Origin of the sequence: Klebsiella grimontii (assembly GCF_042137965.1) — a bacterium.
Classification (GTDB): Bacteria; Pseudomonadota; Gammaproteobacteria; order Enterobacterales; family Enterobacteriaceae; genus Klebsiella; species Klebsiella grimontii.
Window position 1 is genome coordinate 5,523,920 of sequence record NZ_CP169721.1, and the last position, 16,814, is coordinate 5,540,733.

A 16,814-nucleotide genomic window follows, 5' to 3' on the forward strand; every position below is an offset into this window, starting at 1 on the left:
GCACCGGCTTACTACTTAATTTGATGCCTGGCAGTTCCCTACTCTCACATGGGGAGACCCCACACTACCATCGGCGCTACGGCGTTTCACTTCTGAGTTCGGCATGGGGTCAGGTGGGACCACCGCGCTAGTGCCGCCAGGCAAATTCTGTTATCTGTATCAGGCTGAAAATCTTCTCTCAAATCCGCCAAAACATCTTCGGCGTTGTAAGGTTAAGCCTCACGGTTCATTAGTACCGGTTAGCTCAACGCATCGCTGCGCTTACACACCCGGCCTATCAACGTCGTCGTCTTCAACGTTCCTTCAGGACTCTCAAGGAGTCAGGGAGAACTCATCTCGGGGCAAGTTTCGTGCTTAGATGCTTTCAGCACTTATCTCTTCCGCATTTAGCTACCGGGCAATGCCATTGGCATGACAACCCGAACACCAGTGATGCGTCCACTCCGGTCCTCTCGTACTAGGAGCAGCCCCCCTCAATTCTCCAGCGCCCACGGCAGATAGGGACCGAACTGTCTCACGACGTTCTAAACCCAGCTCGCGTACCACTTTAAATGGCGAACAGCCATACCCTTGGGACCTACTTCAGCCCCAGGATGTGATGAGCCGACATCGAGGTGCCAAACACCGCCGTCGATATGAACTCTTGGGCGGTATCAGCCTGTTATCCCCGGAGTACCTTTTATCCGTTGAGCGATGGCCCTTCCATTCAGAACCACCGGATCACTATGACCTGCTTTCGCACCTGCTCGCGCCGTCACGCTCGCAGTCAAGCCAGCTTATGCCATTGCACTAACCTCCTGATGTCCGACCAGGATTAGCTGACCTTCGTGCTCCTCCGTTACTCTTTAGGAGGAGACCGCCCCAGTCAAACTACCCACCAGACACTGTCCGCAACCCCGATTAGGGGCCCACGTTAGAACACCAGCCATTAAAGGGTGGTATTTCAAGGATGGCTCCATGCAGACTGGCGTCCACACTTCAAAGCCTCCCACCTATCCTACACATCAAGGACCAGTGTTCAGTGTCAAGCTATAGTAAAGGTTCACGGGGTCTTTCCGTCTTGCCGCGGGTACACTGCATCTTCACAGCGAGTTCAATTTCACTGAGTCTCGGGTGGAGACAGCCTGGCCATCATTACGCCATTCGTGCAGGTCGGAACTTACCCGACAAGGAATTTCGCTACCTTAGGACCGTTATAGTTACGGCCGCCGTTTACCGGGGCTTCGATCAAGAGCTTCTCCTTACGGATAACCCCATCAATTAACCTTCCGGCACCGGGCAGGCGTCACACCGTATACGTCCACTTTCGTGTTTGCACAGTGCTGTGTTTTTAATAAACAGTTGCAGCCAGCTGGTATCTTCGACTGATTTCAGCTCCATGGGTAAACCACTTCACCTACATATCAGCGTGCCTTCTCCCGAAGTTACGGCACCATTTTGCCTAGTTCCTTCACCCGAGTTCTCTCAAGCGCCTTGGTATTCTCTACCTGACCACCTGTGTCGGTTTGGGGTACGATTTGATGTTACCTGATGCTTAGAGGCTTTTCCTGGAAGCAGGGCATTTGTCACTTCAGCACCGTAGTGCCTCGTCATCACACCTCAGCGTTAGTAACGTTCCGGATTTACCTGGAACATCCGCCTACATGCTTAAACCGGGACAACCGTCGCCCGGCCAACATAGCCTTCTCCGTCCCCCCTTCGCAGTAACACCGAGTACAGGAATATTAACCTGTTTCCCATCGACTACGCCTTTCGGCCTCGCCTTAGGGGTCGACTCACCCTGCCCCGATTAACGTTGGACAGGAACCCTTGGTCTTCCGGCGTGCGGGTTTTTCACCCGCATTATCGTTACTTATGTCAGCATTCGCACTTCTGATACCTCCAGCAACCCTCACAGGCCACCTTCAACGGCTTACAGAACGCTCCCCTACCCAACAACACATAGTGTCGCTGCCGCAGCTTCGGTGCATGGTTTAGCCCCGTTACATCTTCCGCGCAGGCCGACTCGACCAGTGAGCTATTACGCTTTCTTTAAATGATGGCTGCTTCTAAGCCAACATCCTGGCTGTCTGGGCCTTCCCACATCGTTTCCCACTTAACCATGACTTTGGGACCTTAGCTGGCGGTCTGGGTTGTTTCCCTCTTCACGACGGACGTTAGCACCCGCCGTGTGTCTCCCGTGATAACATTCTTCGGTATTCGTAGTTTGCATCGGGTTGGTAAGTCGGGATGACCCCCTAGCCGAAACAGTGCTCTACCCCCGAAGATGAGTTCACGAGGCGCTACCTAAATAGCTTTCGGGGAGAACCAGCTATCTCCCGGTTTGATTGGCCTTTCACCCCCAGCCACAAGTCATCCGCTAATTTTTCAACATTAGTCGGTTCGGTCCTCCAGTTAGTGTTACCCAACCTTCAACCTGCCCATGGCTAGATCACCGGGTTTCGGGTCTATACCCTGCAACTTAACGCCCAGTTAAGACTCGGTTTCCCTGCGGCTCCCCTATACGGTTAACCTTGCTACAGAATATAAGTCGCTGACCCATTATACAAAAGGTACGCAGTCACCCCATAAAGAGGCTCCTACTGCTTGTACGTACACGGTTTCAGGTTCTTTTTCACTCCCCTCGCCGGGGTTCTTTTCGCCTTTCCCTCACGGTACTGGTTCACTATCGGTCAGTCAGGAGTATTTAGCCTTGGAGGATGGTCCCCCCATATTCAGACAGGATACCACGTGTCCCGCCCTACTCTTCGAGTTCACAGCCTGTGCGTTTTAGTGTACGGGAGTATCACCCTGTACCCTGCGACTTTCCAGACGCTTCCACTAACACACAAGCTGATTCAGACTCCGGGCTGCTCCCCGTTCGCTCGCCGCTACTGGGGGAATCTCGGTTGATTTCTTTTCCTCGGGGTACTTAGATGTTTCAGTTCCCCCGGTTCGCCTCGTTTGACTATGTATTCATCAAACGATAGTGCAACGAATTGCACTGGGTTTCCCCATTCGGACATCGCCGGCTATAACGGTTCATATCACCTTACCGACGCTTTTCGCAGATTAGCACGTCCTTCATCGCCTCTGACTGCCAGGGCATCCACCGTGTACGCTTAGTCGCTTAACCTCACAACCCGAAGATGTTTCGTGAAACATCATCGTGTCGCGAAAATTTGAGAGACTCGAACACACATTAACTGTGTGTCGTTTCAATTTTCAGCTTGATCCAGATTTTTAAAGAGCAAAACTTCGCAGTGAACCTTTTCAGGTACACTCTGAAGTTTTCTTGTTTTTGGCAGTAAAGATGGTGGAGCTATGCGGGATCGAACCGCAGACCTCCTGCGTGCAAAGCAGGCGCTCTCCCAGCTGAGCTATAGCCCCATCGTAGTTAAAATCTCATTTACCGTCATTCGGTTCCGGGCAAGGCGTGGAAGAACGAAGCATACTGAAGCATGCGAGTTATTTCACAACGCAGCACGGGAGCGAATTTGGTAGGCCTGAGTGGACTTGAACCACCGACCTCACCCTTATCAGGGGTGCGCTCTAACCACCTGAGCTACAAGCCTGCAGAGATTTTTTACTGCTTATTTTTCATCAGACAATCTGTGTGGACACTACAAAGGCAGGTTCTTTCAGGTAAGGAGGTGATCCAACCGCAGGTTCCCCTACGGTTACCTTGTTACGACTTCACCCCAGTCATGAATCACAAAGTGGTAAGCGCCCTCCCGAAGGTTAAGCTACCTACTTCTTTTGCAACCCACTCCCATGGTGTGACGGGCGGTGTGTACAAGGCCCGGGAACGTATTCACCGTGGCATTCTGATCCACGATTACTAGCGATTCCGACTTCATGGAGTCGAGTTGCAGACTCCAATCCGGACTACGACATACTTTATGAGGTCCGCTTGCTCTCGCGAGGTCGCTTCTCTTTGTATATGCCATTGTAGCACGTGTGTAGCCCTACTCGTAAGGGCCATGATGACTTGACGTCATCCCCACCTTCCTCCAGTTTATCACTGGCAGTCTCCTTTGAGTTCCCGACCGAATCGCTGGCAACAAAGGATAAGGGTTGCGCTCGTTGCGGGACTTAACCCAACATTTCACAACACGAGCTGACGACAGCCATGCAGCACCTGTCTCAGAGTTCCCGAAGGCACCAAAGCATCTCTGCTAAGTTCTCTGGATGTCAAGAGTAGGTAAGGTTCTTCGCGTTGCATCGAATTAAACCACATGCTCCACCGCTTGTGCGGGCCCCCGTCAATTCATTTGAGTTTTAACCTTGCGGCCGTACTCCCCAGGCGGTCGACTTAACGCGTTAGCTCCGGAAGCCACTCCTCAAGGGAACAACCTCCAAGTCGACATCGTTTACAGCGTGGACTACCAGGGTATCTAATCCTGTTTGCTCCCCACGCTTTCGCACCTGAGCGTCAGTCTTTGTCCAGGGGGCCGCCTTCGCCACCGGTATTCCTCCAGATCTCTACGCATTTCACCGCTACACCTGGAATTCTACCCCCCTCTACAAGACTCCAGCCTGCCAGTTTCGAATGCAGTTCCCAGGTTGAGCCCGGGGATTTCACATCCGACTTGACAGACCGCCTGCGTGCGCTTTACGCCCAGTAATTCCGATTAACGCTTGCACCCTCCGTATTACCGCGGCTGCTGGCACGGAGTTAGCCGGTGCTTCTTCTGCGGGTAACGTCAATCGACAAGGTTATTAACCTTATCGCCTTCCTCCCCGCTGAAAGTACTTTACAACCCGAAGGCCTTCTTCATACACGCGGCATGGCTGCATCAGGCTTGCGCCCATTGTGCAATATTCCCCACTGCTGCCTCCCGTAGGAGTCTGGACCGTGTCTCAGTTCCAGTGTGGCTGGTCATCCTCTCAGACCAGCTAGGGATCGTCGCCTAGGTGAGCCGTTACCCCACCTACTAGCTAATCCCATCTGGGCACATCTGATGGCAAGAGGCCCGAAGGTCCCCCTCTTTGGTCTTGCGACGTTATGCGGTATTAGCTACCGTTTCCAGTAGTTATCCCCCTCCATCAGGCAGTTTCCCAGACATTACTCACCCGTCCGCCACTCGTCACCCGAGAGCAAGCTCTCTGTGCTACCGTTCGACTTGCATGTGTTAGGCCTGCCGCCAGCGTTCAATCTGAGCCATGATCAAACTCTTCAATTTAAGTTTGATGCTCGTGAATTAAACTTCGTAATGAATTACGTATGTTCACTCAGAGACTTGGTATTCATTTTTCGTCCGAAGACGTTAAGAATCCATGTCACTTTGAGTGCCCACACAGATTGTCTGATAAATTGTTAAAGAGCAGTGCAACGCGGCTTTCGCTCACCGTTGCGAGGTCCCGTATAATACGTTTTCCTCATTCAGAGTCAAGCGTTTAATTTTGCTTTTCTCTGTCGGTATTCATCGCTGAATCCCGCTGACCCGGCGGCTTGCGTGCCGTTGTTCCGTGTCAGTGGAGGCGCATTATAGGGAGTTCTGAGACGTTGACAAGCCCTGTTTTCAAAAAATCTTTCAACCGTCTCTTTTTTGTGCAAAACGCTATGAAAGCGGTAATTTTTCCAGCGATTCGAAGCCGTAGCGCCGCAAAACGCTCAAAAGCTGTTCGGTTTCAGGCGTCAGCGCCATACAGTAGGCAATATTGGCATCACTCGATTTTGCGTCAGGCGCTTCGTGCTCTAATAGCCAGGCCGTGCGACGCGCAATCGCCGCCCCGGAGTCGATCATTCTCGTCCCTTCCGGCAGAACCTGCTGCAGCTCTTCCTGTAATAGAGGGAAATGCGTACACCCCAGCACAACCGTATCAGGCGGTTCCTGCATTCGCAGCCAGGGACGCAGGATACGCCGCAGTTCATCCAGCGGGACCGGCTCACCGTGGAGCTTAGCCTCCGCCAGCTCCACCAGCTCTGCCGACCCCAGCATTTCGATTTTGCATTCATTCGCAAAGCGGGAGATCAGTTCGCGCGTATAAGGACGTTTTACCGTTCCGCGCGTTGCCAGCAGGCCAACAACGCCATTCGCCGTTAAGCGTGCCGCGGGTTTTATCGCCGGAACGACGCCGACAACCGGAAAGGCGAATTTATCGCGTAATGCGGGGAGGGAAACGGTACTTGCGGTGTTACAGGCAATAACGGCCAGCGCCAGCGGATAGCGCTGCTGAACGGCGGTCACAATCTCCAGGACGCGTTCAACAATGAATTCTTCGCTCTTCTCGCCATATGGGAAGGCGACGTTGTCGAAAGCGTAGATATAATGCAGATCCGGCAGAAGCTGCCGAATCTCGTTGTAAACCGACAGCCCACCGACGCCGGAATCAAACACCAGCACGGTGGGACGTGGATCAGAAGGTGTAGCTGCCAGACAAGTAGTATTCTCGTCCTGCAGTTTGGTAGCCATAAGCTGTCTCGTAATCTTTATCGAACAGGTTAGCTATTTTACCACGAACTGTCAGGCGATCGGTGATCGGATACGATGCAGAAACGTCTACCGTGCTGTAGCTCGGCAAAATCCTTTGCGTATTGTTGTACTGGGAGGTGTTGTTATCGTAGCGCTTCCCATAATACTGCCAGGACACATCCATATCGACATCAAACACGGACCAGTCCAGCTGATACTTTGCCTGTCGTTTAGAACGTCGGGCCAGCACTTCACCGTTATCATCGTTACGCGGATCGACATACTGCAACGTTACGCGATGGCTGAAAATACCGGTGTCGACACTTCCCGTCCACTCCACGCCTTTAATCGTCGCGGCATTAATATTGTCGTACTCCCCTTCATAGGTGACAGGATCGGAGTAATAGGTAATCAGATTAGTAATCTTGTAATGGTACGCGGACAAGCGCCAGTCCACGGGACCAGTGAGCCCTTCCAGCCCCGCTTCCCACTGCTTCGACTCTTCAGGCTTCAGGTTGGGATTCGCGTTGATACCAAATCGGGTCGAACCAAACTGTTGCCCTAACGAAGGCGCAAGGAAGCCGGTACCGTAGCCGAGGGTCAGGCGATAGTTTTCGACAAATTCCCAGCCTGCGGTCGTCTGCCAGGTACCGTGCCAGCCAAACTGCTCATCGTGGTCTTCACGCCCGGAAGCTTCGAGGGTCACATCGCCAAACTGCTGCTGGCCCGTCAGATATAACCCCGTATTGTCACGTTTATAGGTATCCGACATCGTCGTGTCTGATGACGTTAATCGCTGCTGCTGCCAGTCCACCCCTGCGCTGACAGAACCATGACCCACAATAACGTTATTGCCCCACTGCAGGTTACGCTGCGTCATCCTGTCGAGCGTCGTCCCATCATTATAACGACCATAAATACTGCTGTAGTTATAGTCCTTTACCTTCTGATAGCTGGCGATAAGCTGAGAGGAGTAGATACCGGAATTAAAGTTCAGCCCCGCATCCCAGCTTTGGTTGTAGAGCTGGTTTTCATCGGCGCTGTAGGCCGGGCTATACGGCGGGCTTCCAAGATCGTAATCAGAGTTGTTGGTATAGCTGTGTCCGCGGAAGAAACCGTCAAAATTCTCGTTAAATTTATGCTCGAGGCTGCCCCAAAACGTTTTATTACGAAAACCGTCGCGATCGCCGTCGTGCTCCCAGGTTGAACCTGGCTGAACGTTGAAGCCTTTATTACCCTCATAGGAGCCCGCAACCGTCGCCACCGTATCGCCAAAGCGATGGCGCAGGGTGCCGTCATATTGTTGGTAACCTTTAGAACCTACCCCAGCGGTAATTTTGGATTGTTCTTTATCAGAATGCGTAATGACGTTAATCACCCCGCCCATAGCCCCGGAACCATAAATCGCCGAACGCGGGCCACGGATATATTCGACGCGCTGCACCAGTGATAAAGGGATCTGATTCAAATCAGGGTTGTTTGTAATTCCAGGTCGGACCATGGGAACGCCGTCAACCAGCACCAGTACCTGTTTAGCTTCAGTACCACGGATAAACAGAGAGGAAGATTGCCCCATGCCGCCATTTTGCGCGACGTCCACGCCAGGCAATCGGCGCATCACATCGTTCAAATCTTTCGCCTGCCAGCGCTCGATATCTTCCCGGGTAACCACATCAGTCGGCGCAAGGACCGTATTGACCGGCTGTTGAAAACGGTTTGCTGTGACCACTAACGTATCTGAATTGCTGTCCTGCGCCCAGCCGGAAAATGCCGTGACGGAGAGCGCCGTCATCAGCGAAGCTTTTTTAATCATTTTAAAGCATCCGTAATAAACAAAGGATGCCGCCGGCTCTATCAGTAGCACGCGATGATAGAAACCAAATGCGACGTATTCCGGCAGGTCTTCGGGCTTGGAGTGTTTGATGGATGAGGACTTCCCGCTAAATAACCGCAGTGTCTGCATAATGCGCTCATCCCACTTTTCCTTACCGCTGCGCGTCAGCTCCAGATTTACACTGGATTCCCTATTAACTCATAGGACCGGTAGCACGATGCTATAATCAGAAACATATAGATGTCCAGACTTCTACCGTTATATTTCCTTATATCATCAGGGCTGGACATCCCCGGCGCTTTCCCTACAATCCCCCGCGTACTTATTTTATTCAGGATGCATCATGACCCCCGAACACCTTCCTACCGAACAATATGAAGCGCAGCTGGCAGAAAAAGTCGTCCGTTTGCAGAAAATGATGGCGCCTTTCAGCGCCCAGGTTCCGGAAGTGTTTCGTTCGCCGATCAGCCACTATCGTATGCGCGCAGAGTTCCGTCTGTGGCACGATGGCGACGATCTGTACCACATTATGTTCGATCAGCAGACCAAATCCCGTATCCGCGTCGATACCTTCCCGGCCGCCAGCGAGTTGATTAATCAGCTGATGGCCGCGGTGATTGAAGGTGTACGCGATAACCCGGTACTGCGTCATAAACTGTTTCAGGTGGATTATCTGACCACCCTGAGTAATCAGGCCGTGATATCACTGCTGTATCATAAGAAGCTTGACGACGAATGGCGTCAGCAGGCTGAGCGCTTCCGCGATGCGCTGCGGGCGCAAAATCTGAATGTGCACCTGATTGGCCGCGCCACAAAGACGAAAATCGAGCTGGATCAGGACTATATCGATGAACGTTTGCCAGTTGGCGGGCGCGAAATGATCTATCGTCAGGTTGAGAATAGCTTCACCCAGCCGAACGCGGCGATGAACGTCCAGATGCTGGAGTGGGCTATCGATGCTACCAAAGACGCAACCGGCGACCTGCTTGAGCTGTACTGCGGTAACGGCAACTTTTCGCTGGCGCTGGCGCGTAATTTCGAACGGGTGCTGGCAACGGAAATCGCCAAACCGTCCGTCGCGGCGGCGCAATACAATATTGCAGCGAACCACATTGATAACGTGCAGATTATCCGCATGTCGGCGGAAGAGTTTACCCAGGCGATGAACGGCGTACGGCAGTTTAATCGTCTACAGGATATCGACCTGAAGAGCTATCAGTGTGAGACGATTTTTGTCGATCCGCCGCGCAGCGGGCTGGATAGCGAGACGGAGAAAATGGTGCAGGCGTACCCGCGTATTCTGTATATCTCCTGCAATCCTGAGACCCTATGCCAGAACCTGGAAACGCTCAGTGAGACCCACGAGATCGCGCGCCTGGCGCTGTTCGACCAGTTCCCGTATACCCATCATATGGAATGCGGCGTGCTGTTGACGAAGAAGTAAAGTCGGGTGAGAAAACCCGGCAACAACGCTGTTGCCGGGGGAAAGATTATTCCGCGACCGCGTTCTTGCGATTGCGCAACTTGTAGCCAATCCAGAACACCATAATCACCGACAGAACCGCCGGGAAGAAGTTAGAGCCGATGTCCGGATATTCCGCGCGCACGACGGTGCTGTAAACCAGCACGCCGAGAATAAAGCAGGCTGCGGCAAGCCCCGGCAAACCCACGGGCATACTACGATTCTGATAGCGCTGATGCAGGCAGTAAACCGTCAGCACCAACGACAAAATAGGGAAGATGGAAAAAGGGACAATGGAGCTGAATAGCGCGGCGAAGGTACCATTAATGGATAAACCTGCGATCAGCGCCAGCAGCAGCGTACCTCTATCTTGTACTGAGTGTTTCATTGCTCGTCCTTCACGTTATTCGGAATGATTTGATATTTTTTCTTGTTCACGGCGATACCAGTAATACGCGCCTTTCGAGATCATTCTGAGCTGCAGCACCAGGCGTTCTTCCAGCTGTCGACGCTGCTCCGGGCCCACATCGAGAGCCTCGGCGCCAGCGCTAAATACGATGGTGACCATAGCTTCAGCCTGCGCTTCGGTAAAGGCGCGCGGCATATGGTTTTCGATTTCTAAATAGTCGGCAAGTTCCGCGATAAAATGCTGAATTTCACGCGCCACGGCGGCGCGAAACGCCGCAGACGTACCGGATCGTTCCCGCAGCAGCAGGCGGAAGGCGTTCGGATTGTTGCCAATAAATTCCATAAAGGTGGAAACAGAGGTGCGAATGACGCTGCCGCCTTTCGCAATACGCTGGCGCGCCTGGCGCATCAGCTGGCGCAGCATAAGCCCGCTTTCATCCACCATGGTCAGACCAAGCTCATCGACATCACGAAAATGGCGATAGAAGGACGTCGGGGCGATCCCCGCTTCCCGCGCAACTTCGCGCAGGCTTAAGCTGGCAAAACTGCGTTCAGCGCTTAGCTGACTAAATGCCGCTTCCACCAGCGAACGCCGGGTTTTTTCTTTTTGTTGCGCTCTTACGCCCATCACGTTGTCTGAATCCTTCCATAAGCCCTTCCGGCACTATACCAGAGATCAGAACCAATCGGTTTACACTGGATTGTGAATGATTGTTTACGAGCTGTTTCTGCTTTTATGCCGCAAAAAAGCACAACGATAATTGGGTTAAAGCGCGGCAAATGTTATCATCGTGTTTATTTTATGTATAAAACAGGTGAGTAATGCCATGTCACACTCTTGGGATTATGATGCAATTGTGATTGGTTCCGGTCCTGGCGGAGAAGGTGCCGCCATGGGGCTGGTGAAACAGGGAGCACGCGTTGCCGTCATTGAGCGCTACCATAACGTCGGCGGCGGTTGTACCCACTGGGGTACCATCCCGTCAAAAGCCCTCCGCCATGCCGTCAGCCGTATTATCGAGTTTAACCAAAATCCCCTCTACAGCGACCATTCCCGTCTTCTTCGTTCTTCCTTCGCCGACATCCTGAACCATGCAGACAGCGTCATTAACCAGCAAACCCATATGCGTCAGGGTTTCTATGAGCGTAACCACTGCGAAATCCTGCAGGGCAATGCCCATTTTGTTGATGAGCACACTATCGCGCTGGAGTGCCACGACGGTACCGTGGAAACGGTGACGGCGGAAAAGTTCGTGATTGCCTGTGGTTCACGCCCGTACCATCCGGCAGACGTCGACTTCCATCACCCGCGCATTTATGACAGCGACTCGATCCTGAGCCTGCACCACGAACCGCGCCATGTGATCATTTATGGGGCCGGGGTGATCGGCTGCGAATATGCGTCGATCTTCCGCGGAATGGAAGTGAAGGTGGATCTGATCAACACCCGCGATCGCCTGCTGGCGTTTCTCGATCAGGAAATGTCCGACTCCCTCTCCTATCACTTCTGGAACAGCGGCGTAGTCATTCGCCACAATGAAGAGTACGAAAAGATTGAGGGCGTGGATGATGGCGTCATCATGCACCTGAAATCCGGTAAAAAGCTCAAAGCGGACTGCCTGCTGTACGCTAACGGCCGCACCGGGAATACCGACTCTCTGGCGCTGGAAAATATCGGCCTGCAAACCGATAGCCGCGGTCAGCTGAAGGTCAACAGCATGTATCAAACCGCCCTGCCGCATATTTATGCCGTCGGCGATGTGATTGGCTACCCGAGCCTGGCCTCTGCCGCCTACGACCAGGGCCGCATCGCAGCCCAGGCGCTGGTGAAAGGCGAAGCCTCGGCGCATCTGATTGAAGATATCCCTACCGGTATTTACACCATTCCGGAAATCAGCTCCGTTGGCAAAACCGAGCAGCAACTGACGGCCATGAAAGTGCCTTACGAGGTAGGGCGCGCGCAGTTCAAGCATCTGGCGCGAGCGCAGATTGTCGGCATGAGCGTCGGTACGCTGAAGATCCTGTTTCATCGCGAAACGAAAGAGATCCTTGGGATTCATTGCTTTGGCGAGCGCGCGGCCGAAATTATTCACATCGGCCAGGCGATAATGGAGCAGAAAGGCGGTGGTAACACCATTGAGTACTTCGTTAACACCACCTTTAACTACCCGACGATGGCGGAAGCCTATCGGGTAGCCGCGTTAAATGGCTTAAACCGCCTGTTTTAACGCGGTATCGAAATGGCCATCCATCTTCCCGCGGATGGCCTCTGCCAGATGTTCATAGCGGCTACGCAGCGGCGAACCCGGGCGATAAACCAGCCCCACGGTACGTCTCGGTTCCGGCTTGATACAGGGCACATAGACCACGCCATCGCGCTTTCTCTCCTGCGGCACGGCTAAGGCTGGCAGCAGCGTGATGCCGCTACCGGCAGCCACCATGTTACGCAACGTTTCGAGGCTGGTCGCCCGGAAATGCGTATCTTCATCGGCGCCCGCTTCAAAGCAAAAACCCATCGCCTGATCGCGCAGGCAGTGGCCGTCTTCCAGCATCAGCAGCTTTTCACCGGCCAGGTCCGACATCGGCACGCACTCGCGGTTCGCCCACGGGTGATCTTCGTAAATAGCCAGCATCATGGGCTCATCAAACAGCGGCACCTCAATAAACGCTTCGCTCTCTTTGACCAGCGCCAGAATCGCGCAGTCGAGCTTACCGCTATCAAGCTGCGCTAAAAGCTGATGGGTTTGTGCTTCATGCAGGTACATTTCCAGCTTGGGAAAGGTCTGATGCAGCATCGGGATAATCAACGGCAGCAGATAAGGGCCAATCGTCGGGATCAGCCCAATATGCAGCGGCCCGGACATGGTCTCTCCCTGCTGGCTTGCCATTTCCTTCAGCACTTTGACTTCGCGTAGCACGGTACGCGCCTGATCCACCAGCAGCAGCCCTGCCTGGGTGAACAGAACCTTACGGCTGGTGCGTTCCAGCAACATCACGCCGAGCTCATCCTCCAGCTTACGGATTTGCCCGCTAAGCGTAGGTTGGCTGACGTGGCAAGAATCCGCCGCACGGCGGAAGTGGCGGTGTTCGGCTAGCGCTACCAGATATTCAAGATCGCGAATATTCATTATTCATCCTCCATCGCCACGATAGTCCATGGCGATAGATAGAATAGCAACGAACGATTATCCCTATCAAGGTTTCTGTTCAATAATAAACCCATAAATGAGGAAAACTGCAGAAAATCATCGCGCTTCCTCAACAGTTTTCTACCCGGATAACTAAAGCCAACGTGAACTTTTGCGGACCTTGTGTCCGCTTTTTTTTGGCATAAAAAAAGCCCGGGCGTTGCCCGAGCTTCATATATTGACCACCTTACAGGCAGCCCCGCAGACGACTCAAACCAGGCGCTGTTTAGCGTCGGCAATCGCCTGAGCAACCTGCTGAGGAGAAACGCCGCCTTTAGCCGCACGCTTATCCAGACACGACTGCAGCGACAGGATTGGATAGACATCCTCGGCGATAACGCGGCTAAATTTCTGTAAATCGGCCAGGGGCAGATCTTCCAGCGGCTTGCCTTGGGCAATGGCCTCGACCACCGCTTCACCGACAATATGGTGCGCTTCACGGAACGGCACGCCTTTAGCAACCAGATAATCCGCCAGTTCGGTGGCATTCGCATAACCCTGCTGCGCCGCTTCTTCGCAGCGCGGGCGTTTTACCTGAATACCGTCGAGCACCAGCGCCGCCATATGCAGGCAGTCGAGCCAGGTATCAAGCGCGTCAAACAGCCCTTCTTTATCTTCCTGCATATCTTTATTGTAGGCCAGCGGCAACCCCTTGAGGGTCATCATCATGCCGGTCAGCGCGCCCTGCACGCGGCCGCATTTACCGCGGATCAGCTCCAGCGCATCCGGGTTTTTCTTCTGCGGCATCAGGGATGAGCCAGAAGTCACGCGGTCAGAAAGCTCAACAAAGCCCGCTTCGCCGGTATTGAAGAAGATCAGATCTTCGGCAAAACGCGACAGGTGAACCATACCGATTGAGGCATCGGACAGCAGTTCCAGTACGTGATCGCGATCGGACACGCTGTCCAGGCTATTGCGGGTCGCCGATGCGAAGCCCAGCCAGCCGGCAAGCTGTTCACGATCGATTTCATAGGCGGTACCCGCCAGCGCTCCGCAGCCCAGCGGGCTGACGTCCAGACGTTTAAGCGCATCCTGCAGACGGCTTTCATCACGCGCCAGCATTTCGACATAGGCCAGACACCAGTGGGCGAACGTCACCGGCTGCGCGCGCTGCAGGTGAGTATAGCCCGGCATGACGGCGTCCTGGTTATTCTCCGCCGTCTCGACCAGCGCGCTTTGTAGCTGACGATTCGCCGACAGCAGTTCCACAACGGTATCTTTGCACCACAGCTTCAGGTCGGTCGCCACCTGGTCATTACGGCTACGCCCGGTGTGCAGCTTTTTGCCCAGCTGGCCGACTTTGTCGATCAGCTTACCTTCCACCCAGCTATGAATATCTTCCGCATCGCTTTCGAGGATCTGCTGCGGGTTAGCCCGCACGTCTTCCAGCAGAATGTTCAGCGCCTCTTCCAGCTGCTGTTGTTCATCAGCAGTCAAAACACCCACCGTCACCAGCGCTTTGGACCAGGCGACAGAGCCAACGATATCCTGCTCCGCCAGGCGATAGTCAAAGCGCAAAGAGTCGTTGAACTGTTTGAACCGCTGATCCGCTGCCTGAGTAAAACGCCCACCCCAAAGTGCCATAACATGCTTCCTTAATATCTTTGAATTTTATTGCCCGGCGGCGCTGCGCTTACCGGGCCGACAAAATGATAAATTGATTATGCCAGAATACGCGTGCCGATCGGCGTGCCGTTAAACAGCGCCGGGAGCTGCTCCGCGTGGCGCCAGGAGGCGATATCGACCGGGCGGCCTAATGTCCGCGCCGCGTCCAGGGCCGCATTCACTTTGACGATCATGCCGTCGGTGATAATGCCCTGCTCGATCAGCTGTTCAGCCTTCTCGGCGGTCATTTCCGCAATGCGCTGCCCTTTGCCATCAAGAATGCCGCTCACGTCAGACAGCAGAATCAGGTCTGCGCCGAGCGTTGCCGCCAGCGCGGTCGCCGCCTGGTCGGCGTTGACGTTCATCAACTCGCCTTCATCGGTGACGCCGATGGAGCTAACGACCGGCATATAACCGCCCGCCAGCAGCGTGTTAATCAGCGCCGGAGAACCCGGCTGAGCGAATCCGACATGACCGAGCTCTTCATCAAGCTGCGTCACTTTGACGCTATCGCCGTCGCCGAGGAATAGCCCAACGGCAGCCAGGCCGTGCTTCTTCGCCCACGCCAGCAGCGTTTTATTGGCGGTTCCCGCCAGCGCGCCGGTAATAATGTCGATCTGATCCGCTGGCGTGACCCGCAGACCGTTTTTCTTATTTACCGGCAGGTTGAGCTGCTTCATGAGCTCATCCACCACGCAGCCGCCGCCGTGCACAATAATCAGCGGGCGCTGATGGGATTCGCGGTAGTTCACCAGCGCCGTAAACAGGCGCTCCAGCGCTTCTTCGCTATCCAGCAGGACGCCGCCGAGTTTGATAATTAAAGGATTCATCATCACACCTTAAATAAGAGACTGCGTCTCAGCGAAGCCGAAACGAATATTAGCGCACTGCACGGCCTGCGCGGCCGCGCCTTTCAGCAGGTTGTCTTCCGCCGCCACCACGATGATGTGTTCATCCTGGACCGCAAAACCGATATCACAGAATGGCAGACCCACGACATTTTTCAATGCAGGGACACCTTTATCGTATAAACGTACCAGCGGTTTATCCGCATAGGCCTGCTGGAACACCGCCGCGACCTGCTCTTTGCTCACGCCGGGCTTCAGACGGCAGGTAATGGTCTCCAGAATCCCACGCTTAAAATTGCCCAGATGCGGGGTAAAAATCACATCCGCGCCCAGGTGGGTTGAAATTTCCGGGTGATGACGGTGGTTGAAAACGCCGTAAGGTTGCAGGCTGACTTCGCAGAAGCTATTGCCGATAGAGGCTTTACGCCCGGCACCGCTGACCCCGCTGGTCGCGTTGATCACCGGCCACTGGTTAAGATCCAGCAGCCCCGCGTCGATCAGCGGTTTTAACGACAGCTGAGCCGCCGTCGGGTAGCAGCCCGGTACGGCGATCAGATTGGCTTCTTTTAGCTTTTCGACGCTCCACTCGGCCAGGCCGTAAACCGCCTGCTCCAGCAGTTCAGGATGCTGATGAGTGAAACCGTAATATTTTTCATAGAAGGCGCCGTCATTCACGCGAAACGCCCCGGAGAGATCGAACACGACGCAGCCAGCGGCGAGGAACTGCGGCGCCAGGTCATGGCTGACCTCGTGCGCGGTAGCCAGAAAAACGACATCGACTCCGGCGCTAAACTCGCTGATATCGGACATCGGCTGCAGCGGCAGATCGACAATGCCTTTCAGCTGCGGATGCAAATCGGAAACTAATTTTCCCGCATCATTGCTTTGCGCGGAGACCGTCAATGCGGTTATGGTCATATGAGGATGGCGATTTACATAGGCCACTAGCTCTGCGCCGGCATAACCGCTGGCGCCCACAATCAGCGTGTTCAACATTGGGGCTCTTCACCTTCTTGCTTACGTATATTTGCCCTGGAAGACCGTTGCCTTCCCCACCCTGCTGAGCCGTAA

Annotated in this window: 10 protein-coding genes, 2 tRNA genes, 3 rRNA genes and 1 riboswitch; of the genes, 2 read left to right on the forward strand and 13 right to left on the reverse strand. The window is 54.0% G+C overall.

Annotated elements, in window-relative coordinates; translation table 11 throughout:
* Positions 1 to 25: 25 nt before the first annotated feature.
* From rrf to btuB, 7 genes are all read right to left on the reverse strand, one after another.
* A 5S ribosomal RNA gene (gene rrf, locus ACE3MN_RS25905) occupies positions 26 to 141 on the reverse strand.
* Between the two features lie 67 nt (positions 142 to 208).
* A 23S ribosomal RNA gene (locus ACE3MN_RS25910) occupies positions 209 to 3,115 on the reverse strand.
* 178 nt (positions 3,116 to 3,293) lie between these two features.
* Positions 3,294 to 3,369: transfer RNA gene (locus ACE3MN_RS25915), tRNA-Ala, on the reverse strand.
* 108 nt (positions 3,370 to 3,477) lie between these two features.
* Positions 3,478 to 3,554: transfer RNA gene (locus tag ACE3MN_RS25920), tRNA-Ile, on the reverse strand.
* A 71-nt stretch (positions 3,555 to 3,625) separates the two neighbouring features.
* Positions 3,626 to 5,165: ribosomal RNA gene (locus ACE3MN_RS25925) — 16S ribosomal RNA — on the reverse strand.
* Together the 16S, 23S and 5S rRNA genes with 2 tRNA genes alongside form the textbook arrangement of a ribosomal RNA operon.
* 378 nt (positions 5,166 to 5,543) lie before the next feature.
* Entirely contained in the window at positions 5,544 to 6,398 is an 855-nt protein-coding gene (gene murI, locus ACE3MN_RS25930; RefSeq protein WP_102650330.1) for a glutamate racemase, read from the reverse strand.
* Positions 6,343 to 8,211: a TonB-dependent vitamin B12 receptor BtuB gene (gene btuB, locus ACE3MN_RS25935; protein ID WP_116944324.1), complete on the reverse strand. Its 1,869-nt coding sequence runs from the start codon at positions 8,209 to 8,211 to the stop codon at positions 6,343 to 6,345. Before btuB ends, murI begins: the two co-directional genes overlap by 56 nt.
* 64 nt (positions 8,212 to 8,275) lie before the next feature.
* Positions 8,276 to 8,458: riboswitch (cobalamin riboswitch) on the reverse strand.
* Positions 8,459 to 8,575: 117 nt separating this feature from the next.
* On the opposite strand from btuB, the gene trmA reads away from it, so the two are divergent.
* Positions 8,576 to 9,676 carry a tRNA (uridine(54)-C5)-methyltransferase TrmA gene (trmA, locus tag ACE3MN_RS25940; protein WP_004870560.1) on the forward strand — a complete coding sequence of 367 codons (1,101 nt, stop codon included), beginning with the start codon at positions 8,576 to 8,578 and terminating at the stop codon, positions 9,674 to 9,676.
* 46 nt (positions 9,677 to 9,722) lie between these two features.
* Here the strand turns inward: trmA and ACE3MN_RS25945 are convergent, their stop codons facing one another.
* Positions 9,723 to 10,082 (reverse strand): YijD family membrane protein, encoded by a 360-nt coding sequence (locus ACE3MN_RS25945; protein ID WP_004127333.1) that lies wholly within the window; start codon positions 10,080 to 10,082, stop codon positions 9,723 to 9,725.
* 15 nt (positions 10,083 to 10,097) lie between these two features.
* Complete coding sequence (fabR, locus tag ACE3MN_RS25950) at positions 10,098 to 10,733, reverse strand: HTH-type transcriptional repressor FabR (protein ID WP_004107582.1); 636 nt, start codon at positions 10,731 to 10,733, stop codon at positions 10,098 to 10,100.
* A 196-nt stretch (positions 10,734 to 10,929) separates the two neighbouring features.
* Here fabR and sthA point away from each other — a divergent pair, with 196 nt between their 5' ends.
* Positions 10,930 to 12,330, forward strand: coding sequence for a Si-specific NAD(P)(+) transhydrogenase (gene sthA / locus ACE3MN_RS25955; protein WP_004116922.1), 1,401 nt, complete (start codon positions 10,930 to 10,932; stop codon positions 12,328 to 12,330).
* Here sthA and oxyR read toward each other — a convergent pair.
* The 4 genes from oxyR to argC all read right to left on the reverse strand — a co-directional run bounded on the left by oxyR (position 12,313) and on the right by argC (position 16,739).
* Positions 12,313 to 13,230: a DNA-binding transcriptional regulator OxyR gene (oxyR, locus tag ACE3MN_RS25960; RefSeq protein WP_004127331.1), complete on the reverse strand. Its 918-nt coding sequence runs from the start codon at positions 13,228 to 13,230 to the stop codon at positions 12,313 to 12,315. The genes sthA and oxyR overlap by 18 nt on opposite strands.
* 270 nt (positions 13,231 to 13,500) lie before the next feature.
* On the reverse strand, positions 13,501 to 14,874 hold the full coding sequence (gene argH / locus ACE3MN_RS25965) for an argininosuccinate lyase (protein ID WP_004870563.1): 1,374 nt from the start codon (positions 14,872 to 14,874) through the stop codon (positions 13,501 to 13,503).
* 77 nt (positions 14,875 to 14,951) lie between these two features.
* The gene (gene argB / locus ACE3MN_RS25970; protein WP_086544362.1) at positions 14,952 to 15,728 is read right to left on the reverse strand and encodes an acetylglutamate kinase; all 777 of its coding nucleotides are present in this window, start codon (positions 15,726 to 15,728) and stop codon (positions 14,952 to 14,954) included.
* A 6-nt stretch (positions 15,729 to 15,734) separates the two neighbouring features.
* On the reverse strand, positions 15,735 to 16,739 hold the full coding sequence (gene argC, locus ACE3MN_RS25975; RefSeq protein ID WP_004870566.1) for an N-acetyl-gamma-glutamyl-phosphate reductase: 1,005 nt from the start codon (positions 16,737 to 16,739) through the stop codon (positions 15,735 to 15,737).
* Positions 16,740 to 16,814 lie beyond the last annotated feature (75 nt).